The organism is Streptomyces sp. NBC_01428, from assembly GCF_036231965.1.
GTDB lineage: Bacteria > Actinomycetota > Actinomycetes > Streptomycetales > Streptomycetaceae > Streptomyces.
In genome coordinates this window covers 7,455,577-7,476,440 of sequence record NZ_CP109499.1, presented here as the reverse complement: position 1 = coordinate 7,476,440, position 20,864 = coordinate 7,455,577, and the positions used below count along the sequence as shown (strand labels likewise).

Below are 20,864 nucleotides of genomic sequence, written 5' to 3'. Positions count from 1 at the left end.
GAGCGGCCCGATCCTTTTCAACGCCGGTTCGAGAGGCTTGTTCATGGCCGACCACGCAACCCACGACGCCCAGGCTCGGGCCAGCCTGCACTTGCTGGTGCGGGACATCGAGCGGGTCCGCCGGCAGGTGGACGCACTGCGCACGCTCACCGCCCAGTTGGGCAACGTCTACCGCCCGCGCCGCTCCGGCCCCTCCACGGGCTTCGTCGTCTACGGGCGTGCCCCCGCCCCGACCGTCCGCCTCGCGCAGGAGCTGCGGGACAGCGTCGAGACCCTGGTGACGGCCGCCGTGGACTTCGACCGCTCTCTCGGATTCTCGTGGGACGCGGTGGGATCGGCCCTCGGGGTCACCAAGCAGGCGGTGCACCGTCGGTACGGCGCCCGCCGCGCCGCCGCCCAGGCCGCCGCCGAGGCGGAGCGGGCCACGGAGACGGCGAGCACCCGCACGGTCTCGGTCGGCGCCGGACTCCCCGCGGTGCCCACGGTCCCCGCCGCCCGCTCCATGCCCACCCAGCCGACCGCGGGCAGCCCCTTCCGCGACGAGGTCAGGCCCACGGCCTTCCCCGGTCCGCGCAACGGCTGACCCACTCCCCCACCAGAGACCCAGAACTGCCTCCCGGCCAGGGCCCCGGGAGGCAGTCGCGCGTCCGCCCCCACCGGACATCAAGCACCCGTCCCGCACCCCCTTCGGGCTGGTGGAACACCCCTGCGCGGGCCGGTGTCAGCCGATGTCGAGGGGATCGATCCGGATCCGTACGGGCTCGGTTCCGCCGCGGGCCATGCGGGCCGCCTGCGCGTGCTTCAGGGCCGCCGCCAGCGCGGCGCCGCTGCCCGGTGGCACCCGCACCAGCACGCGCTCCGCCGGCTCCCCGGTGGGCGGGCCGCCGGGCCGACGTCCGCGGGCGGCCTCGGCTGCCGGGATCGGTACGGGTCCCAACACCTCTGCGTCGCTCGGCAGTTCGACGCCGGACAGGAAACCTGCGAGCGCCTCCGGGGTACCGGACACGGCCGCCATCCGGGAGACCGGCGGGAAACCCAGCTCGGCCCGCTCGGCGAGTTCACGCACCGCGTGGCCGACGGGATCCCACCGCACGAGCGCCTGCACGGGCCGCAGGGTCGGTTCGGCCACCACCACGACCGTTCCGCCGTCGCCCTGCGGGCGGACCAAGGCCGCCGCGCCGATCCAGCGGCGCAGCGCGTCCTCCCCGGCCCGCAGGTCGGGGCGGCCGAGCATGGCCCAGCCGTCGAGCAGCAGGGCCGCCGCGTAGCCGCCCTCGGCGACCGGCTCGGCGCCCGGAGTGCTCACCACCAGGGCGGGGGTCCCGGACACCGTGTCCAGCACCTGCTCCCGCCCTGACGTGCGGACCGGCACGGCCGGGAACGCCCGTCCCAGCTCTTCGGCGGTCCGGCGCGCGCCGACGATCTGGGCCCGCAGCCGGAACCCGCCGCACTCCTGGCAGTGCCAGGCCGTCTCGTCGCGCCCGCACCAGGCGCACCGCAGGGCCTGCGCGTCCTGTGCCTCCAGCGGGCCCGCGCAGTGCCGGCACCGCGCGGGCGCCCGGCACTGGGCGCACGCCATCCGCGGCACATAACCCCGCCGGGGCACCTGGACCAGCACGGGGCCCTGCCGGAGCCCCTCCCGCACGATCTGCCAGGCGATCGTGGGCAGGCGCGCGGCGCGGGCCGCCTCGTCGCGCGCGAGATCGCCGTCCCCGACGGTCCGTACCAGGGGCGCGGCGGCGCGCACCTGTTCCCGGTCGGCGGCCAGCGGCAGCGCCCAGCCGCTCTCGACCAGTTGCGCGGCTTCCACGGTGCACGTCCAACTGCCCAGCAGGAAGCCGCACTTGTCCCGCGACGCGCGCAGCTCCAGCACTTCGCGGACATGGGGGAAGGGGGCGTTGTCGTCGCTGTGTCCGGCGTCGCCGTCGTCCCACACGACGACGAGTCCGAGGTCCCGTACGGGCGCGAACATCGCGGCGCGGGTGCCGACGACCGCCCGCACCGCACCGCGTCGTACGGCCAGCCACTCGCGGTAGCGCCGCTCGGGTCCGGCGTCGGCGGTCAGCACCGCGTGCCGCCCCTCCCCCAGCAGGGCCCGGAGCGCCGCGTCCACGCGGGCGGTGGGACGTCCGGCCGGCACGACGACGAGGGCGCCGCGCCCCGAGGCGAGCGTCGCCTGCACGGCCCGGGCGATCTCCTCGGCCCACTCCGGCCCGGGCAGCGCCGTCCACACGGCGCGCGGGGCGCCGCCGGAGGCGAGTGAGGCGAGGAGGTCGGCCCCCCGCCCGTACCGCCGCCAGGTCCCGGGGTCGGGAGCGGGGGGCGGTGGCGGAGGCGGAGGCGATTCGCGGGCCTCGGCGCGGGCGTGCCGGGGCGGAACGGCCAGTTGCAGGACGTCGGCGAGCGATCCCGCGTACCGGTCGGCGACGGCGCGGGCGAGTCCCAGCAGTTCGGGCCCGAGGACGGGCTCGGGCGAGACGACCTGGGCGAGGGCGGCGAGCGGCCCCGCATAGTCGGACTCGTCGACCCGCTCGACGAGGTAGCCGTCGATCAGACCGCCGCCCTCGCGCCGGCCGCCCCGGACGTTGCGTCCCCCCGCGCCGAACCGCACCCGTACCCGCACGCCCGGCTGGGCCGCTTCGTCGAGGTCCTCGGGCACGGCGTAGTCGAAGTAGCGGTCGAGGTGCAGCACCCCTTTGTCGACGAGGACCCGCGCGACCGGAAGCTCCTTCGCCACCGCCGCACCGCGCCAGGTCCGCGGCCTGGCCTTGGGCGCCTTCGGTTCCTTCGACCGGCGGACCGTCTCCCGGATCAGCGCAAGCTGCTCGGGCGGCCCGCCGTCCGCGCCGCCCGTGTCCGTCGCCTCGGCGCCGTCAGCCCCGTCGGCCCCGTCAGCCCCGTCACCGTCGGATTGCCCGTTCCTGCTGCTCACAGCAGTATTCCTACCAGACAGCACCGACACCGCCGTGGGCCCGAGATCAGGCCGGCCGCGGATCGCGAACGCCACGAGGGCGCTTCTGCCATGGGCCGCTCGGCCATACCGGTCCAGGACCGGCAGCAGGATGCGAACCTGCGAGGGGACATCACCCGGAAGTACCCGCGGCCGTCGCACCGGGCACGGCGGTGCCGGGGGCTCTCCCGAGATCAGGGTGGCAGCGGTATGACTGTTCTCAGATTCACCGCACGCCTTGAAGGGCGTACTCCACCGAAGTAACCGCGACCGGCGCACCGGGAGATCACCAGCGTACGAATCGGGGGCCGCCCGGGCCACCGGTTTCCCCGCCACCGGGCTCCGGGCAGCCGTGAGGCCCGGCACCCTGGGGTGCCGGGCCTCACGGATCAGCCGGAGAAGGCGGGGGCTACAGGCCCGCGGCCTTGCGGAGCGCGTCCACCCGGTCCGTCCGCTCCCACGTGAAGTCCGGCAGCTCACGGCCGAAGTGGCCGTAGGCGGCGGTCTGGGAGTAGATCGGGCGGAGCAGGTCGAGGTCGCGGATGATGGCCGCCGGGCGGAGGTCGAAGACCTCGGAGATGGCGGTCTCGATCTTCTCGGCGTCGACCTTGGCGGTGCCGAAGGTCTCGACGAACAGACCGACCGGCTCGGCCTTGCCGATGGCGTACGCGACCTGGACCTCGCAGCGGGAGGCGAGGCCCGCGGCGACGACGTTCTTGGCGACCCAGCGCATCGCGTACGCGGCGGAGCGGTCGACCTTGGACGGGTCCTTGCCGGAGAAGGCGCCGCCGCCGTGGCGGGCCATGCCGCCGTACGTGTCGATGATGATCTTGCGGCCGGTGAGGCCGGCGTCGCCCATCGGGCCGCCGATCTCGAAGCGGCCGGTCGGGTTCACCAGCAGGCGGTAGCCCTCGGTCTCCAGCTTGATGCCGTCGTCGAGGAGGGCCTTCAGCTCCGGCTCCACCACGAACTCGCGGATGTCGGGGGCGAGCAGCGACTCCAGGTCGATGTCCGACGCGTGCTGCGAGGAGACGACGACGGTGTCCAGGCGGACCGCCTTGTCGCCGTCGTACTCGATGGTGACCTGGGTCTTGCCGTCGGGGCGCAGGTACGGGATGGTCCCGTTCTTGCGGACCTCGGACAGCCGGCGCGAGAGCTTGTGCGCGAGGTGGATCGGGAGCGGCATCAGGTTCGGGGTCTCGTCCGTCGCGTACCCGAACATCAGGCCCTGGTCGCCGGCACCCTGCTTGTCCAGCTCGTCCTCATCACCCTCGACACGGGACTCGTAAGCCGTGTCGACACCCTGCGCGATGTCCGGGGACTGGGAGCCGATCGACACCGACACGCCACAGGACGCTCCGTCGAAGCCCTTCTTCGACGAGTCGTAGCCGATCTCCAGGATCTTGTCCCGGACGAGCTGCGCGATCGGCGCGTACGCCTTGGTGGTGACCTCTCCGGCCACGTGCACCAGGCCGGTGGTGATGAGCGTCTCCACGGCGACCCGGGACGTCGGGTCCTCTCGCAGAAGCGCGTCGAGAATGGTGTCGCTGATCTGGTCAGCGATCTTGTCGGGGTGACCCTCGGTCACGGACTCCGAGGTGAACAGGCGACGGGACACAACGCTCCCTGTGGTTGCAGCGGCTGCTGGCTGATCATGGGTGGACGGGCCGGGGGCTGCGCCCGGCGTCGTCCGAGAACAGTTTATCGGTCGCGCTCAGCCGCGGGACGCCTGTCTCGCCTCTCGGGAAGCCTGTGACCTGCGGCACGGGCATTCTGCGCCATGTCCAGGGGGGTCCGCCAGGGTCGCCACGCCCGATTTCACGGGCTTCGCGGCATCCGGAGGGGTGGATGAGACATTCACCCCAGTCGGCGTGTCACGAGGTCCCACACCGTGTCGGCCAGCGCTTCCTTGGGTCCGTGGGCCACCGGCGTCTCGCTTCCGTCGGCCCCGAGCACCACGGCCTCGTTCTCCTCGGAGCCGAACGTGCGGCTCTCGCCGACCTCGTTCACCACCAGCAGATCGCAGCCCTTGCGTGCCAGCTTCGTCCGTCCGTTGGCGAGGACGTCGTCCGTCTCCGCCGCGAAGCCGACGACCACCTGGCCGGGGCGCGCCCGTTCGGCGGAGATCTCGGCGAGGATGTCCGGATTGCGGACGAGCACGACCGGCTCCGGCTCCTGGCCGTCCTTCTTCTTGATCTTTCCGGCCGCGTACGTCTGAGGGCGGAAGTCCGCCACCGCGGCCGCCATCACCACGGCGTCGGCGTCGGGCGTCGCCTTCAGCACGGCCTCCCGCAGCTGCACGGCGGTCCCGACCTGGACCACGTCGACCCCTGCCGGGTCCGGGAGGCCGGTGTTCGCGGCGATCAGGGTGACGCGGGCGCCCCGCGCGGCGGCGGTACGGGCCAGCGCGTACCCCTGCTTGCCGGAGGAGCGGTTGCCGAGGAAGCGGACGGGGTCGAGGGGCTCGCGGGTGCCGCCCGCGCTGACGACGACGTGCCGTCCGGCGAGATCCGTCTCGGTGACACCCCGGGCGAGGACGCGCCGGCAGACCTCGTAGATCTCCCCCGGGTCGGGCAGCCGGCCCTTGCCGGTGTCGACGCCGGTCAGGCGGCCGACGGCGGGCTCGATGACGACGGCGCCGCGGCGCCGCAGGGTCGCCACGTTCTCCCGGGTGGCCGGGTGCTCCCACATCTCGGTGTGCATGGCGGGCGCGAAGACGACCGGGCAGCGGGCGGTGAGCAGGGTGTTGGTGAGCAGGTCGTCGGCGAGGCCGTGGGCGGCCTTCGCCAGCATGTCCGCCGTCGCCGGGGCCACCACCACGAGGTCGGCGTGCTGTCCGATGCGTACGTGCGGGACCTCGTGGACGTCCGACCAGACCTCGGTGGAGACGGGGTGGCCCGAGAGCGCGGACCAGGTGGCGGCGCCGACGAAGTGCAGGGCGGACGCGGTGGGCACGACCCGTACGTCGTGGCCCGACTCCGTCAGCCGTCGCAGCAGCTCACAGGCCTTGTAGGCGGCGATGCCACCGCTGACCCCCAGGACGACCCTCGGCTTGTCCACCGTCTCTCCCCGCACTAGGAAACGTACGACTCCATGACACACCACAGGCCCGGCGGTCGCGCCGCCGGGCCTGGGATGAGGATGTGAACGACTACTGGGCGGGGCCCTCTACGGCCTCGGACGTCAGCAGTCCCGCGTTGATCTCGCGCAGGGCGATCGACAGCGGCTTCTCGTGGACGTGGGTGTCGACGAGCGGACCGACGTACTCGAGGAGGCCCTCGCCGAGCTGCGAGTAGTACGCGTTGATCTGGCGGGCACGCTTGGCCGCGTAGATCACCAGGCTGTACTTCGAGTCGGTGGCCTCGAGAAGCTCGTCGATCGGAGGGTTGATGATGCCCTCGGGAGCGGTGATGGAAGAGGACACGCTCTGCCTTCCGAATGGTGGAAAAAGACCTGAAAGATCAAACAACTTCCACCAAGGCTAGCAGCTCACGCGCCACGTCCTCGACGGAGGTGTTGACCAGGGTGACATCGAACTCCGGCTCGGCCGCCAGTTCGATCTTCGCCGCCGCGAGGCGACGCTCGATCACCTCGGGGGATTCGGTGCCACGACCGGTGAGCCGGCGCACCAGCTCCTCCCAGGAGGGCGGGGCCAGGAAGACGAGCAGCGCCTCGGGCATCGACTCGCGAACCTGGCGCGCGCCCTGGAGATCGATCTCCAGGAGGACGGGCACACCCGACTCCAGGTGCTCCAGGACGGCGGCGCGCGGGGTCCCGTAGCGGTTGCCCGCGAACTCGGCCCACTCCAGCAGTTCGCCGTTGGCGATCAGCTTGTCCATCTCCTCGTCGGAGACGAAGAAGTAGTGCACCCCGTGCTTCTCACCGGGGCGGGGCTTGCGGGTCGTCGCCGACACCGAGAGCCAGACCTCGGGGTGTTCCTTGCGCATATGAGCGACGACCGTGCTCTTGCCGACCCCTGAGGGGCCGGAGAGCACGGTCAGCCGCGGACGTTCACTCATGCAGCGATTATTCCAGCAATCCCGGGGTGCCCAGGACTCAGGCGCCGGAACCGCCGAACTCGCGCTCCAAAGAGGCGATCTGGTTCGAGCCGAGACCGCGAACGCGGCGGCTCTCGGAGATCCCGAGTCGCTCCATGATCTGCTTGGCGCGGACCTTGCCCACGCCCGGCAGGGACTCCAGAAGGGCGGAGACCTTCATCTTGCCGACGACGTCGTTCTCCTGGCCCTGCTTGATGACCTCATGGAGAGAAGCACCGGAGTGCTTGAGTCGATTCTTGACCTCGGCCCGCTCCCGGCGAGCCGCGGCGGCCTTTTCGAGCGCGGCTGCGCGCTGTTCAGGGGTAAGGGGCGGAAGAGCCACGCCTACGTCACCTCGGATGTCGAACTGTCGGATACGGACCGGTGAGGAACCTGTTCGCCCCACACCTGGGGAGGTACGAGCAACACGCTTGCCCGTTCTCTCGACGGAGACTAGCGGGCAAGTGCGCCAGAGTCAGCGAGAACAGCGGAAAAGTCCTGGTCAGCCTCCCTGGAGCCCGACATTTCCGACATAACTCCCCGGATTTGAGAATGTATTCAGACTCGGGGCGCCCGGAAGACCCTCGTCGAAGCTGTTCCGGAGTGTCGTGAAGGGCTCAGGCGGCGGTCACGGCGGCCCTGATCTCCTCCGCGAAGCGGTCCGCGGAGGAACGCAGCGCGACCACGTCCGGACCGAACCGGAGGACGCCCCGGCTCACGTTCGGGACGACGTTGCGCACCGCGGGGCCGAAGACGCCCGCCAGATCGGCCGCCGTCGCTCCCTGGGCGCCGATACCGGGCGCGAGGAGCGGACCGTTGATGTCGAGGTCGTAGGAGGACAGATCGCCCAGCGTGGCGCCGACGACCGCGCCGAAGGAGCCGAGCGGCGCCTCGCCCGCGTTCTCGACGGCCAGATGCGCGAGCATCGTCGCCCCGACGTTCCGGCCGTCCTCGCGCAGGGCGTGCTGGACCTCGCCGCCCTCCGGGTTGGAGGTGAGCGCAAGGACGAAGAGCCCGGCCCCGCTCTCGCGCGCCAGCTCGACCGCGGGCAGCAGCGAGCCGTAGCCGAGGAAGGGCGACACGGTCAGCGCGTCCGAGAAGAGGGGCGCGTCCTTGCGCAGGAAGGTCTCGGCGTACGCGGCCATGGTCGAGCCGATGTCGCCGCGCTTGGCGTCCATCACGACCAGCGCCCCGGCCGCGCGGGCCTCCTCGACCGACTTCTCCAGGACGGCGATCCCGCGTGAGCCGAACCGCTCGAAGAAGGCGCTCTGCGGCTTGAGGACGGCGACCCGGTCGGCGAGCGCCTCGACGACCGTGCGGCTGAAGCGCTCCAGGCCCGCGATGTCGTCGGCCAGGCCCCAGTCGGCGAGGAGGGAGGCGTGCGGGTCGATGCCCACGCACAGCGGGCCCCGCTCGTCCATGGCGCGGCGCAGGCGGGCGCCGAAGGGTTCCAGGCTCATACGGACTTCCTCACGTCGGCGCCGACCGCGTCGGCGAGGGTGGCGTACGGGCTCGTCCGCAGACGGGCGGCGAGCCCCTTGTGGAGGGCACGGGCCCAGAAGGGCCCCTCGTAGATGAAGGCGCTGTAGCCCTGCACCAGCGTGGCGCCGGCCAGGATGCGCTGCCAGGCGTCCTCGGCGTTCTCGATGCCGCCGACGCCCACCAGGGTGATGCGGTCGCCCACGCGCGCGTAGAGGCGGCGGAGCACCTCCAGCGAGCGCGCCTTGAGCGGTGCGCCCGACAGCCCGCCGGTCTCCCCCACCAGGGCCGGGTCGGACGACAGGCCGAGGCCCTCGCGCGCGATGGTGGTGTTCGTCGCGATGATCCCGTCGAGGCCGAGTTCCACGGCGAGGTCGGCGACCGCGTCGACGTCCTCGTCGGCGAGGTCGGGGGCGATCTTGACCAGGAGCGGGACGCGCCGGCCGGTGACCGCGCGGTCCGCGGCCTCGCGCACCGCGCTCAGCAGCGGGCGGAGCGCCTCGGTGGCCTGGAGGTTGCGCAGGCCGGGCGTGTTCGGGGAGGAGACGTTCACGACGAGGTAGTCGGCGTGCCGGGCGAGCCGCTCGGTCGACTTCACGTAGTCGCCGGCGGCCTCCTCCTCGGGGACGACCTTGGTCTTGCCGATGTTGACGCCCACCACGGTCCTGAAGACGGGTGTGCGGGCCGCCAGGCGCTCGGCGACGGCCGCAGAGCCCTCGTTGTTGAAGCCCATGCGGTTGATCAGCGCACGGTCCTGGACGAGGCGGAACAGGCGCTTCTTGGGGTTGCCGGGCTGCGGCTCCCCGGTGACGGTGCCGATCTCGATGTGGTCGAAGCCGAGCATGGCCATGCCGTCGATGGCCACGGCGTTCTTGTCGAACCCGGCGGCGAGTCCGAAGGGGCCGTGCATCCGCAGCCCGAACGCCTCGGTGCGCAGTTCCTTGTGGCGGGGGGCGAGCGAGGCGGCAACGAAGGTGCGCAGGACGGGGACGCGGGCGGTGAGCCGGATCCAGCGGAAGGCGAGGTGGTGGGCCTGCTCCGGGTCCATCCGCTTGAAGACGAGGTTGAAGAAGGGCTTGTACATGATCGTGTCCTCGGAAGAGCCCGATGCGGGCCTCGGGCGGTCTGGGGGCCTCATGAAGAGGGGGACACCGTTCCCGGTGTCCCCCTCTGGGCCGCTAGTCGCGCGCGGCGGTCAGATGCTCGGCGTGTTCCTGGAGCGAACGCACGCCCACGTCTCCGTGGTTGAGCGCGTCGATGCCCTGGACGGCCGCGGCGAGCGCCTGCACCGTCGTCAGGCACGGGACGGCCCGGGCGACGGCCGCGGTCCGGATCTCGTAGCCGTCGAGGCGGCCGCCGGTGCCGTACGGCGTGTTGACGATGAGGTCGACCTCTCCGTCGTGGATGAGCTGGACGATGGTCTTCTCGCCGTTCGGGCCGGTGCCCTCGCTCTGCTTGCGCACGACGACGGCGTTGATGCCGTTGCGCTTGAGCACCTCGGCCGTGCCGGACGTGGCGAGCAACTCGAAGCCGTGGGCGACGAGTTCACGCGCCGGGAAGATCATCGAGCGCTTGTCGCGGTTCGCGACCGAGATGAAGGCGCGGCCCTTGGTCGGCAGCGGACCGTAGGCCCCCGCCTGGGACTTGGCGTACGCGGTGCCGAACACCGAGTCGATGCCCATGACTTCACCGGTGGAGCGCATCTCCGGGCCGAGCACCGTGTCGACGCCGCGGCCGTGGATATCGCGGAAGCGCGACCACGGCATGACGGCCTCCTTGACGGAGATCGGCGCGTCGAGCGGCAGGGTGCCGCCGTCGCCCTCGGCCGGAAGCAGCCCCTCGGCGCGCAGTTCGGCGACGGTCGCGCCCAGCGAGATGCGGGCGGCGGCCTTCGCGAGCGGCACCGCGGTCGCCTTCGAGGTGAAGGGGACGGTGCGCGACGCGCGCGGGTTGGCCTCCAGGACGTAGAGGATGTCACCGGCCATCGCGAACTGGATGTTGATCAGGCCGCGGACGCCGACGCCCTTGGCGATGGCCTCCGTCGAGGCGCGCAGCCGCTTGATGTCGAACCCGCCGAGGGTGATCGGTGGGAGCGCGCACGCCGAGTCGCCGGAGTGGATGCCGGCCTCCTCGATGTGCTCCATGACGCCGCCGAGGTACAGCTCCTCGCCGTCGTACAGCGCGTCGACGTCGATCTCGATCGCGTCGTCGAGGAACCGGTCGACGAGGACCGGCCGGGAGGGGCTGATCTCGGTCGACTCGGCGATGTACGAGGAGAGCCGCGTCTCGTCGTACACGATCTCCATGCCGCGGCCGCCGAGGACGTACGACGGGCGGACGAGGACCGGGTAGCCGATCTCGTCGGCGATGGCCTTGGCCTGGGTGAAGGTGGTGGCGGTGCCGTGCTTGGGCGCGGGGAGCCCCGCCTCCGCGAGGACCTGGCCGAAGGCGCCGCGGTCCTCGGCGGCGTGGATCGCCTCGGGCGAGGTGCCCACGACCGGCACGCCGTTGTCCTTGAGCGCCTGCGCGAGACCGAGCGGGGTCTGGCCGCCGAGCTGCACGATCACACCGGCGACGGGCCCGGCCAGCGTCTCGGCGTGCACGATCTCCAGCACGTCCTCGAGCGTCAGCGGCTCGAAGTACAGGCGGTCGGAGGTGTCGTAGTCCGTGGAGACGGTCTCGGGGTTGCAGTTGACCATCACGGTCTCGTAGCCCGCCTCGCTGAGCGCGAAGGAGGCGTGGACGCAGGAGTAGTCGAACTCGATGCCCTGGCCGATGCGGTTGGGCCCGGAGCCCAGGATGATCACGGCGGGCTTCTCGCGCGGCGCGACCTCGCTCTCCTCATCGTAGGAGGAGTAGAAGTACGGCGTCTTCGCGGCGAACTCGGCGGCGCAGGTGTCGACCGTCTTGAAGACCGGGCGCACACCGAGGGCGTGCCGGACCTCGCGCACGACGTCCTCGCGCAGGCCGCGGATCTCGGCGATCTGGGTGTCGGAGAAGCCGTGTCGCTTGGCCTCGGCGAGCAGCTCGGGGTCGAGCTTGTCGGCGGCGGCCAGCTCGTCCGCGATCTCCTTGATCAGGAACATCTGGTCGACGAACCAGGGGTCGATCTTCGTGGACTCGAAGACCTCCTCGGGCGTGGCACCGGCACGGATGGCCTGCATGACGGAGTTGATGCGGCCGTCGGTGGGCCGGACGGCCTCCCGCAGCAGCTCGGCCTTGTCGCCGGGCTCGCCGACGAAGGTGAACTGGCTGCCCTTCTTCTCCAGCGAGCGCAGTGCCTTCTGGAGGGCCTCGGTGAAGTTGCGGCCGATCGCCATGGCCTCGCCGACCGACTTCATGGTGGTCGTGAGGGTGGAGTCGGCGGACGGGAACTTCTCGAAGGCGAAGCGGGGGGCCTTCACGACGACGTAGTCGAGGGTCGGCTCGAAGGACGCCGGGGTCTTCTCGGTGATGTCGTTCGGGATCTCGTCGAGCGTGTAGCCGACGGCCAGCTTGGCGGCGATCTTGGCGATCGGGAAGCCGGTGGCCTTGGAGGCGAGCGCCGAGGAACGCGAGACGCGCGGGTTCATCTCGATGACGATGATGCGACCGTCCTCGGGGTTGACCGCGAACTGGATGTTGCAGCCGCCGGTGTCGACGCCGACCTCGCGGATGATCGCGATGCCGATGTCGCGCAGCCGCTGGTACTCGCGGTCGGTGAGCGTCATCGACGGGGCGACGGTGATCGAGTCACCGGTGTGGACGCCCATGGGGTCGAAGTTCTCGATGGAGCAGACGACCACGACGTTGTCGTTCTTGTCGCGCATCAGCTCCAGCTCGTACTCCTTCCAGCCGAGGATGGACTCCTCCAGGAGCACCTCGGTGGTCGGGGAGAGCGTCAGGCCCTGGCCGGCGATGCGGCGCAGTTCCTCCTCGTCGTGGGCGAAGCCGGAACCGGCGCCGCCCATGGTGAAGGAGGGGCGGACGACGACGGGGTAGCCGCCGAGCGTGTCCACGCCCGCGATCACGTCGTCCATGGTGTGGCAGATCACGGACCGGGCGGACTCGCCGTGGCCGATCTTCTCGCGGACGGCCTCGACGACTCCCTTGAAGAGGTCGCGGTCCTCGCCCTTGTTGATGGCCTCGACGTTGGCGCCGATCAGCTCGACGCCGTACTTCTCCAGCACACCCTGCTCGTGCATGGAGATCGCGGTGTTGAGGGCCGTCTGGCCGCCGAGGGTCGGCAGCAGGACGTCCGGGCGCTCCTTGGCGATGATCTTCTCGACGAACTCGGGGGTGATCGGCTCGACGTACGTGGCGTCGGCGATCTCCGGGTCGGTCATGATCGTCGCGGGGTTGGAGTTGACGAGGATGACCCGCAGGCCCTCCGCCCGCAGGACGCGGCACGCCTGGGTGCCGGAGTAGTCGAACTCGGCGGCCTGGCCGATGACGATCGGGCCGGAGCCGATGACCAGGACGGACTGGATATCGGTGCGCTTAGGCACGCTGGCCCTCCATCAGAGAAACGAAGCGGTCGAACAGGTAGGCGGCGTCGTGCGGTCCTGCCGCCGCTTCGGGGTGGTACTGGACGCTGAAGGCCGGCTGGTCGAGCAGCTGGAGGCCCTCCACCACGTCGTCGTTGAGGCAGACGTGGGAGACCTCGGCGCGGCCGTAGGGGGTCTCGGAGACCTTGTCGAGCGGGGCGTCGACGGCGAATCCGTGGTTGTGCGCGGTGACCTCGACCTTGTTGGTCGTACGGTCCTGCACCGGCTGGTTGATGCCGCGGTGGCCGTACTTCAGCTTGTAGGTGCCGAAGCCGAGGGCGCGGCCGAGGATCTGGTTGCCGAAGCAGATGCCGAAGAGCGGGGTCTTCCGGGAGAGGACTTCCTGCATGACGGACACCGGTCCGTCGGCGGTCGCAGGGTCGCCGGGGCCGTTGGAGAAGAAGACACCGTCGGGGTTCACGGCGTAGACGTCCTCGGCGGTGGCGGTCGCGGGCAGCACGTGCACCTCGATGCCCCGCTCGGCCATCCGGTGCGGGGTCATGCCCTTGATGCCCAGGTCGACGGCGGCGACGGTGAACTTCTTCTCACCGATCGCGGGGACGACGTAGGTCTCCTTGGTGGCGACCTCGGCGGCGAGGTTCGCGCCCTTCATCTCGGGCGCCTGGCGGACCTCGGCCAGCATGGTGCCCTCGTCGGGCAGCGCGTTGCCCGAGAAGATGCCGACGCGCATGGCGCCGCGCTCGCGGAGGTGGCGGGTGAGGGCGCGGGTGTCGATGCCGCTGATGCCGACGACGCCCTGCGTGCGCAGTTCCTCGTCGAGGGAGCGGCGGGAGCGCCAGTTGGACGGGACGCGCGCGGGGTCGCGGACGACGTAGCCGGCGACCCAGATCCGCTGCGACTCGGGGTCCTCGTCGTTCACGCCGGTGTTGCCGACGTGCGGGGCGGTCATCACGACGACCTGGCGGTGGTAGGACGGGTCGGTGAGGGTCTCCTGGTAGCCGGTCATGCCGGTGGAGAACACCGCTTCGCCGAAGGTCTCCCCCACGGCCCCGTAGGCGCGGCCGTGGAAGACCCGGCCGTCCTCCAGGACGAGTACGGCGGGAAGCGCCTTTTTCCTCTGCGAGGCGTTCCCCTGGGTGGAGGTCGTCATCGTGCGCCTTCCGTTTCCGTCGTCTTGATCATGTTGTTCAGGGCCTCGACCCAGGCCGCGTGCTCGTCCGCGCGGTCCGAGCGGAAGCCGGAGTCGAGCAGCCGGTCGCCGTGCTGCCAGGTGACGACGAGCAGTCCGCCCTCGGTGAGGACCTTGCCCGCGATGCCCTTGTCGAGCCGGGCCTCACGCAGGTGGGCGGCCGGGACGAAGAAGTCGCTCGCACCGGGGCGTACGACGTCCAGTCCCGCGTCCGTCAGCGTGAGCTCGGCCCGGCTGCGGGTGCCGAGGCCGTGCGCCACGATCCGGTCGAGCCACTGCCCGGCGGTGGTGGAGCCGTGGTAGCGGCCGCTCATGCCCAGTCTCACCGGGCCGGTGTCTTCCGGCGCGGTGAGGAGCTCGGGCAGGTCGCCCTGGAGGGTGCCGCGCCACTTCCAGCCCTCGCGCATCAGCCAGTAGACGAGCGCGATGAAGAGGACGATGCCGACGAGCCAGCCGATGCGGGCGGCCCAGTCGGTCACTTCCGCCGACTTCTGTTCGGCGGCCAGGGGGAGGAGAGGTGTCACGCGAGCTTCCCGTCGACGAGGGTGGCCTTGCCCCGCAGCCAGGTGTGGGTGACCCTGCCCGGCAGCTCGCGGCCCTCGTAGGGGGTGTTGCGGCTGCGCGAGGCGAAGCCCGCGGGGTCCACGTCCCCACGGTATGCGGTGTCGACCAGCGTGAGGTTGGCGGGCTCACCCTCCGAGACGGGGCGTCCGTGGCCGGTGGCCCCGCCGATCCGCGCGGGCTTGGCGGACATGCGGTCGGCGACGCCGGCCCAGTCGAGCAGGCCGGTCTCGACCATCGTCTGCTGGACGACGGACAGGGCCGTCTCCAGGCCGACCATGCCCATGGCGGCGGCGGCCCACTCGCAGTCCTTGTCCTCGTGCGGGTGCGGCGCGTGGTCGGTGGCGACGATGTCGATCGTCCCGTCGGCGAGCGCCTCGCGCAGCGCCATGACGTCCTTCTCGGTCCGCAGCGGGGGGTTGACCTTGAAGACCGGGTTGTAGGTGCGCACCAGCTCGTCGGTGAGCAGCAGGTGGTGCGGGGTGACCTCGGCGGTGACGTCGATGCCGCGGGACTTGGCCCAGCGGACGATCTCGACGGACCCGGCGGTCGACAGGTGGCAGATGTGGACGCGGGAGCCGACGTGCTCGGCGAGCAGGACGTCGCGGGCGATGATCGACTCCTCGGCCACCGCGGGCCAGCCGCCGAGACCCAGCTCGGCGGAGACGACGCCCTCGTTCATCTGGGCGCCCTCGGTGAGGCGGGGCTCCTGGGCGTGCTGGGCGACGACGCCGCCGAAGGCCTTCACGTACTCCAGGGCGCGGCGCATGATGACCGCGTCGTCCACGCACTTGCCGTCGTCGGAGAAGACCGTGACGCCGGCGGCGGACTCGTGCATGGCGCCCAGCTCGGCGAGCTTCTTGCCCTCCAGGCCGACGGTGACGGCGCCGATGGGCTGCACGTCGCAGTAGCCGTGCTGCTGGCCGAGCCGGTAGACCTGCTCGACGACGCCGGCGGTGTCGGCGACGGGGAAGGTGTTGGCCATGGCGAACACGGCCGTGAAGCCGCCGCTCGCCGCCGCGCGCGTGCCGGTCAGCACGGTCTCGGAGTCCTCGCGGCCGGGCTCGCGCAGGTGGGTGTGCAGGTCGACCAGGCCCGGCAGGAGCACCTTGCCGTCGGCCTCGACGACCTCGGCGCCCTCCGCCGACAGTCCGGTGCCGACCGCGGCGATCGTGTCGCCGTCGATGAGGACGTCCTGCGGCTCGCCGCCGAGCACCTTCGCACCACGGATCAGGATCTTGCTCATGGCTCTTACTTCTCCTCGGTACGGGTGTGGGTGACGGCGGGCTCGTTGCCGCCCAGCAGCAGGTAGAGCACGGCCATGCGGATCGAGACGCCGTTGGCGACCTGCTCGACGACCGTGCAGCGGTCGGAGTCGGCGACCTCGGCGGTGATCTCCATGCCGCGGACCATCGGACCGGGGTGCATCACGATCGCGTGCTCGGGCATCTTCGCCATGCGCTCGCCGTCGAGGCCGTAGCGCCGCGAGTACTCGCGCTCGGTCGGGAAGAACGCGGCGTTCATCCGCTCGCGCTGGACGCGGAGCATCATCACCGCGTCGGACTTGGAGAGCGTGCTGTCGAGGTCGTAGGAGATCTCGCAGGGCCAGGACTCGACGCCGACGGGGACCAGCGTGGGCGGCGCGACGAGCGTGACCTCGGCGCCGAGGGTGTGCAGCAGGTCGACGTTCGAGCGGGCGACCCGGCTGTGCAGGACGTCACCGACGATCGTGATGCGCCGGCCGGCCAGGTCCTGGCCGATCCCGGCGTCCCGGCCGACCAGCCGGCGGCGCATGGTGAAGGCGTCGAGCAGAGCCTGCGTGGGGTGCTGGTGGGTGCCGTCGCCCGCGTTGATCACGGCGGCGTCGATCCATCCCGAGGTGGCGAGGCGGTAGGGGGCTCCGGAGGCGCCGTGCCGGATGACGACGGCGTCGACCCCCATGGCCTCCAGGGTCTGGGCGGTGTCCTTGAGGGACTCGCCCTTGGAGACGCTCGACCCCTTGGCGGTGAAGTTGATGACGTCGGCGGAGAGGCGCTTCTCGGCGGCCTCGAAGGAGATCCGGGTCCGGGTCGAGTCCTCGAAGAAGAGGTTGACGACGGTCCGGCCGCGCAGGGTCGGCAGTTTCTTGATCGGCCGGTCGGCGACCCGGGCCATCTCCTCGGCGGTGTCGAGGATCAGGACGGCGTCGTCGCGGGTGAGGTCGGCGGCCGAGATGAGATGACGCTGCATCTGTCAGGCTCCGTAGGGAAGTTCAGGGAGGATTCGGGCATGCGGGCGCGCGGGAGCGCACTGCGCGGCGTGGGCCGGAGTGCTACTGCTGCGCGTCCGGGGCGGTCCGCTTGGCACCGAGCAGCACGGTGTCGCGACCGTCCTCCTCGGCGAGCTGGACCTTGACCGTCTCCCGCAACGACGTGGGGAGGTTCTTGCCGACGTAGTCGGCGCGGATGGGCAGTTCGCGGTGTCCCCGGTCGACCAGGACCGCGAGCTGCACGGCGCGCGGGCGGCCGATGTCGTTCAGCGCGTCGAGCGCGGCGCGGATGGTGCGGCCGGAGAAGAGCACGTCGTCGACGAGGACGACGAGGCGGCCGTCGATGCCGTCACCGGGGATCTCGGTGCGGGCCAGCGCACGCGGCGGGTGCATGCGCAGGTCGTCGCGGTACATCGTGATGTCGAGGGAGCCGACGGGGATCTTGCGGTCGGTGATCTCTTCGAGCTTGTCGGCCAGCCGACGGGCGAGGAAGACGCCCCGGGTCGGGATGCCGAGGAGCACGACGTCGTCGGCGCCCTTGGCGCGCTCGACGATCTCGTGGGCGATGCGCGTCAGCACCCGGGCGATGTCGGGTGCCTCCAGAACGGGCCGCGCATCGGCTTCGTACTGCTGCTTGTCCTGCTCTGAGTCCATAGGAAACGGACCTCCTTCTCCGCCTCACGGGACGGATCATTAAAGGACGTCGGAATTGCGCCATCCACGGTACCAGCCCGGCAACGCGCCTGATCACCCCCCTTTGAGCCACCCCCGGTGACTCCCGTGCGGGGACCGGGTCCGACCCCTTCCGCTTGACGGGGGAGAGTAACGCTGCGTAACCTCACAGTGAGTCACCAGAGTCACCAGCCGCGCGGCGGAGCCGCACGTTGATACAGCGTCCGGGGAGCTATATGTCCAGCGAATACGCCAAACAGCTCGGGGCCAAGCTCCGCGCCATCCGCACCCAGCAGGGCCTTTCCCTCCACGGCGTCGAGGAGAAGTCCCAGGGACGCTGGAAGGCCGTCGTGGTCGGTTCGTACGAGCGCGGCGACCGCGCCGTGACCGTCCAGCGCCTCGCCGAGCTGGCCGATTTCTACGGGGTCCCGGTGCAGGAACTGCTGCCCGGCACCACGCCCGGCGGTGCCGCCGAGCCGCCGCCGAAGCTGGTCCTCGACCTGGAGCGGCTGGCCCACGTGCCGGCCGAGAAGGCGGGCCCCCTCCAGCGCTACGCGGCGACGATCCAGTCGCAGCGCGGTGACTACAACGGCAAGGTGCTGTCGATCCGCCAGGACGACCTGCGCACCCTCGCCGTGATCTACGACCAGTCCCCCTCGGTCCTGACCGAGCAGCTGATCAGCTGGGGCGTCCTGGACGCCGACGCGCGCCGCGCGGTCGCCCACGACGAGGGCTGATCCCGCAGTACAGCGCAGCAGAAACGTGCCGCCGGGGTGGCCGGAACCTGATGGTTCCGGCCACCCCGGCGGCTTTCTGCATCCTCGGCGGCCTCAAAGGCCCCAGAGGCACCAGGAGAGGCGGAAGACCTCCTGGGCCCCCGAGGCCCCGGGAGGAACGCCGGAGGGCCCACAGCGGTCGGCTGCGGGCCCTCCGGCGATGCCTACGTCCCCTGCGGGCCGTACGCGTCTGTCGTTCTCGCGCTGGTCGCGGCTAGTCCTCGTCGCGGCGCAGCGACGGCTTGAGCTCCTTGAAACGGCCGAGCAGGCCGTTCACGAACGAGGGCGACTCGTCCGTGGAGAACTCCTTGGCCAGCTGCACCGACTCGTCGAGCACCACGGCGTCGGGGGTCTCGTCGACCCAGATCAGCTCGTAGGCGCCGAGACGCAGGATGTTGCGGTCGACGACCGGCATCCGGTCCAGCGTCCAGCCGACGGCGTACTGCGCGATGAGGTCGTCGATCCGGCGCACCTTGGTGGCGTACCCCTCGACCAGCTGCATCGTGTACTCGCTGACCGGCGGCTGCCGGGTGTCGGACCGGGAGTGCCGGATCCAGTCCGCGAGGACCGTCAGGACGTCCACGCCGCGCTGGTCGCTCTCGAAGAGGATCTGGAAAGCGCGCTTGCGGGCCGTGTTGCGGGCAGCCACGGTTAGCTGTTCACCCGGCCGAGGTAGTCGCTCGAGCGGGTGTCGACCTTGATCTTCTCACCGGTGGTGATGAAGAGCGGGACCTGGATCTGGTGGCCGGTCTCCAGGGTGGCGGGCTTGGTGCCACCGGTGGAGCGGTCGCCCTGGACGCCGGGCTCGGTCTCCTGGATGACCAGCTCGACGGCGGCGGGCAGCTCGACGAAGAGCACCTCGCCCTCGTGCTGGGCGACGGTGGCGGTGAAGCCCTCGATCAGGAAGTTGGCGGCGTCGCCGACGGACTTGCGGTCGACCATGAGCTGGTCGTACGTGTCCATGTCCATGAAGACGAAGTACTCGCCGTCCATGTACGAGAACTGCATGTCGCGCTTGTCGATCGTGGCCGTCTCGACCTTGACGCCGGCGTTGAACGTCTTGTCGACGACCTTGCCGGAGAGCACGTTCTTCAGCTTGGTGCGCACGAAGGCCGGGCCCTTGCCGGGCTTGACGTGCTGGAACTCGACGACGGACCAGAGCTGGCCTCCGTCGAGCTTGAGCACCAGGCCGTTCTTGAGGTCGTTCGTGGAAGCCACGGTTGCGGAATCTCCTGGACTGACGTGGACGACCCCGGCGCAGGCGCACAGCTCGAAGAGCTAGAGCGCGAGCAGCTCCTTGGTCGTGATGGTGAGTAGCTCGGGTCCGCCGTCCGCCTCAGGGCGTACGACGAGCGTGTCATCGATCCGGACGCCGCCCCGTCCCGGGAGGTGGACCCCCGGTTCGACGGTGACCGGCACGCAAGCGTCCAGTTTACCCATGGCCGCGGGGGCAAGCTGCGGGTCCTCGTCGATTTCGAGCCCGACACCGTGCCCGGTGAGGGAGGAGACGCCTTCCGTGTGTCCCGCGGAGTCGAGCACCTGACGGGCCGCGCGGTCCACGTCGCGGTAGGCGGCACCGGGCAGCAGCGCCTCCCGTCCGGCGCGCTGAGCGGCGAAGACGAGGTCGTACAGCTCGATCTGCCAGTCGGCGGGCGAGGTGCCGATCACGAACGTACGGCCGATCTCACAGCGGTAGCCCCGGTAGGTCGCGCCGAGACAGACGGAGAGGAAGTCGCCCTCCTCCACCCGCCGGTCGGTGGGACGGTGGCCCCGCCTGCCCGAATTCGGGCCGGTGCCGACCGAGGTCGCGAAGGCCGGGCCGTCCGCTCCGTGGTCGACGAGCCTGCGCTCCAGTTCCAGCGCGAGATGGCGTTCCGTCCGGCCGACGAGGATGGATTCCAGGAGTTCGCCGAGTGCCTGGTCGGCGATCTCCGCGCCGATCCGCAGGGAGGAGATCTCCTCCTCGTCCTTGATGACCCGCAGCTGCTCGACCGCGCCGCCCAGGTCCGCGAGGCGCAGCCGGGGTGCCACCGAGCCGAGGGCGCGGTGACGGGTCACGGTCAGGTGGTGCTCCTCGACGGCGAGGGACTCGGCGCCCTGTCCCGCGGCCATGCCCGCCGCGGCGACGGCCGGATCTCCGCCGGCCCGCGGCAGCACCCTGACGTCCACCGCCTCGTCCGGGCGTCCCTCGGCGGCGTCACCGGTCGGCGGTCCGCCGCACAGCAGCACGTCCTCGCCGCGGCCGAGCAGCAGCAGGACGGAGCCGTGCGGCGCGGCACCGGCGAGATACCTCACGTTGGCGGGGCGGGTCACCAGCGCGGTCGCGCTGCCGCTCGCCGTACAGCGCTCCCGGAGCCGCTCTCTGCGGGTCGCGTACACCTCTGACATGAGACCGAGCGTACGAGCGGCGGGCGGATGGCGCCGTTCCAGAGGGCCGGACGGGTCCGGCGGGGAGGCCGGACGGG

19 protein-coding genes are annotated in these 20,864 nt (G+C 71.2%); 2 read left to right on the top strand and 17 right to left on the bottom strand.

The features are described 5' to 3' along the window. The first annotated feature begins 43 nt into the window (after positions 1–43). Positions 44–583 (top strand): hypothetical protein, encoded by a 540-nt coding sequence (locus OG406_RS32465; protein ID WP_081224030.1) that lies wholly within the window; start codon positions 44–46, stop codon positions 581–583. A gap of 138 nt (positions 584–721) precedes the next feature. Here OG406_RS32465 and OG406_RS32460 read toward each other — a convergent pair whose 3' ends face one another. The 14 genes from OG406_RS32460 to pyrR all read right to left on the bottom strand — a co-directional run bounded on the left by OG406_RS32460 (position 722) and on the right by pyrR (position 17,605). Beyond that, entirely contained in the window at positions 722–2,932 is a 2,211-nt protein-coding gene (locus OG406_RS32460) for a primosomal protein N' (protein WP_267050255.1), read from the bottom strand. Between the two features lie 427 nt (positions 2,933–3,359). Further along, a complete protein-coding gene (gene metK, locus OG406_RS32455) occupies positions 3,360–4,568 on the bottom strand; it encodes a methionine adenosyltransferase (RefSeq protein WP_164369988.1) in 1,209 nt (402 codons plus the stop codon). A 239-nt stretch (positions 4,569–4,807) separates the two neighbouring features. Further along, entirely contained in the window at positions 4,808–6,010 is a 1,203-nt protein-coding gene (gene coaBC, locus OG406_RS32450; protein WP_329189127.1) for a bifunctional phosphopantothenoylcysteine decarboxylase/phosphopantothenate--cysteine ligase CoaBC, read from the bottom strand. A 91-nt stretch (positions 6,011–6,101) separates the two neighbouring features. Further along, the gene (gene rpoZ, locus OG406_RS32445) at positions 6,102–6,374 is read right to left on the bottom strand and encodes a DNA-directed RNA polymerase subunit omega (protein ID WP_003982715.1); all 273 of its coding nucleotides are present in this window, start codon (positions 6,372–6,374) and stop codon (positions 6,102–6,104) included. A 37-nt stretch (positions 6,375–6,411) separates the two neighbouring features. Further along, positions 6,412–6,969, bottom strand: coding sequence for a guanylate kinase (gene gmk / locus OG406_RS32440; RefSeq protein WP_164369986.1), 558 nt, complete (start codon positions 6,967–6,969; stop codon positions 6,412–6,414). 37 nt (positions 6,970–7,006) lie between these two features. Next, entirely contained in the window at positions 7,007–7,330 is a 324-nt protein-coding gene (locus OG406_RS32435) for an integration host factor (protein WP_081223334.1), read from the bottom strand. Between the two features lie 274 nt (positions 7,331–7,604). Beyond that, positions 7,605–8,447 carry an orotidine-5'-phosphate decarboxylase gene (pyrF, locus tag OG406_RS32430; RefSeq protein ID WP_164369985.1) on the bottom strand — a complete coding sequence of 281 codons (843 nt, stop codon included), beginning with the start codon at positions 8,445–8,447 and terminating at the stop codon, positions 7,605–7,607. Beyond that, entirely contained in the window at positions 8,444–9,550 is a 1,107-nt protein-coding gene (locus OG406_RS32425) for a quinone-dependent dihydroorotate dehydrogenase (protein WP_329189124.1), read from the bottom strand. The genes pyrF and OG406_RS32425 overlap by 4 nt, the downstream gene beginning before the upstream one ends. 94 nt (positions 9,551–9,644) lie before the next feature. After that, entirely contained in the window at positions 9,645–12,953 is a 3,309-nt protein-coding gene (carB, locus tag OG406_RS32420) for a carbamoyl-phosphate synthase large subunit (RefSeq protein WP_164369983.1), read from the bottom strand. After that, positions 12,946–14,103, bottom strand: a complete 1,158-nt coding sequence (gene carA / locus OG406_RS32415; RefSeq protein WP_164369982.1) for a glutamine-hydrolyzing carbamoyl-phosphate synthase small subunit — start codon at positions 14,101–14,103, stop codon at positions 12,946–12,948. The genes carB and carA overlap by 8 nt, the downstream gene beginning before the upstream one ends. After that, a complete protein-coding gene (locus OG406_RS32410; RefSeq protein WP_164369981.1) occupies positions 14,100–14,666 on the bottom strand; it encodes a PH-like domain-containing protein in 567 nt (188 codons plus the stop codon). Before OG406_RS32410 ends, carA begins: the two co-directional genes overlap by 4 nt. Further along, positions 14,663–15,949, bottom strand: coding sequence for a dihydroorotase (locus OG406_RS32405; protein ID WP_266612091.1), 1,287 nt, complete (start codon positions 15,947–15,949; stop codon positions 14,663–14,665). Before OG406_RS32405 ends, OG406_RS32410 begins: the two co-directional genes overlap by 4 nt. Before the next feature lie 5 nt (positions 15,950–15,954). Next, positions 15,955–16,932: an aspartate carbamoyltransferase catalytic subunit gene (locus OG406_RS32400; protein WP_081223341.1), complete on the bottom strand. Its 978-nt coding sequence runs from the start codon at positions 16,930–16,932 to the stop codon at positions 15,955–15,957. Between the two features lie 82 nt (positions 16,933–17,014). After that, positions 17,015–17,605: a bifunctional pyr operon transcriptional regulator/uracil phosphoribosyltransferase PyrR gene (gene pyrR / locus OG406_RS32395; RefSeq protein WP_081223342.1), complete on the bottom strand. Its 591-nt coding sequence runs from the start codon at positions 17,603–17,605 to the stop codon at positions 17,015–17,017. 254 nt (positions 17,606–17,859) lie between these two features. Between pyrR and bldD the strand changes: the two genes are divergently transcribed. Further along, positions 17,860–18,360, top strand: a complete 501-nt coding sequence (bldD, locus tag OG406_RS32390; RefSeq protein ID WP_037621142.1) for a transcriptional regulator BldD — start codon at positions 17,860–17,862, stop codon at positions 18,358–18,360. A 253-nt stretch (positions 18,361–18,613) separates the two neighbouring features. Here the strand turns inward: bldD and nusB are convergent, their stop codons facing one another. From nusB to OG406_RS32375, 3 genes are read right to left on the bottom strand one after another with little or no spacing between them, the layout of a single operon-like run. After that, complete coding sequence (nusB, locus tag OG406_RS32385; RefSeq protein ID WP_081223343.1) at positions 18,614–19,048, bottom strand: transcription antitermination factor NusB; 435 nt, start codon at positions 19,046–19,048, stop codon at positions 18,614–18,616. A gap of 2 nt (positions 19,049–19,050) precedes the next feature. Continuing rightward, positions 19,051–19,617 carry an elongation factor P gene (efp, locus tag OG406_RS32380; RefSeq protein ID WP_081223344.1) on the bottom strand — a complete coding sequence of 189 codons (567 nt, stop codon included), beginning with the start codon at positions 19,615–19,617 and terminating at the stop codon, positions 19,051–19,053. 60 nt (positions 19,618–19,677) lie between these two features. Beyond that, positions 19,678–20,787, bottom strand: coding sequence for an aminopeptidase P family protein (locus OG406_RS32375; RefSeq protein WP_266854420.1), 1,110 nt, complete (start codon positions 20,785–20,787; stop codon positions 19,678–19,680). Positions 20,788–20,864: the final 77 nt, after the last annotated feature.

What these genes read in the sequence shown, in the direction of transcription:
- OG406_RS32465 (WP_081224030.1), top strand. Translation starts at nt 44, where the DNA reads ATGGCCGACCACGCAACCCACGACGCCCAGGCTCGGGCCAGCCTGCAC.
- gmk (WP_164369986.1), bottom strand. Translation starts at nt 6,969, where the DNA reads ATGAGTGAACGTCCGCGGCTGACCGTGCTCTCCGGCCCCTCAGGGGTC.
- pyrF (WP_164369985.1), bottom strand. Translation starts at nt 8,447, where the DNA reads ATGAGCCTGGAACCCTTCGGCGCCCGCCTGCGCCGCGCCATGGACGAG.
- OG406_RS32425 (WP_329189124.1), bottom strand. Translation starts at nt 9,550, where the DNA reads ATGTACAAGCCCTTCTTCAACCTCGTCTTCAAGCGGATGGACCCGGAG.
- carA (WP_164369982.1), bottom strand. Translation starts at nt 14,103, where the DNA reads ATGACGACCTCCACCCAGGGGAACGCCTCGCAGAGGAAAAAGGCGCTT.
- OG406_RS32405 (WP_266612091.1), bottom strand. Translation starts at nt 15,949, where the DNA reads ATGAGCAAGATCCTGATCCGTGGTGCGAAGGTGCTCGGCGGCGAGCCG.
- OG406_RS32400 (WP_081223341.1), bottom strand. Translation starts at nt 16,932, where the DNA reads ATGCAGCGTCATCTCATCTCGGCCGCCGACCTCACCCGCGACGACGCC.
- pyrR (WP_081223342.1), bottom strand. Translation starts at nt 17,605, where the DNA reads ATGGACTCAGAGCAGGACAAGCAGCAGTACGAAGCCGATGCGCGGCCC.
- bldD (WP_037621142.1), top strand. Translation starts at nt 17,860, where the DNA reads ATGTCCAGCGAATACGCCAAACAGCTCGGGGCCAAGCTCCGCGCCATC.
- OG406_RS32375 (WP_266854420.1), bottom strand. Translation starts at nt 20,787, where the DNA reads ATGTCAGAGGTGTACGCGACCCGCAGAGAGCGGCTCCGGGAGCGCTGT.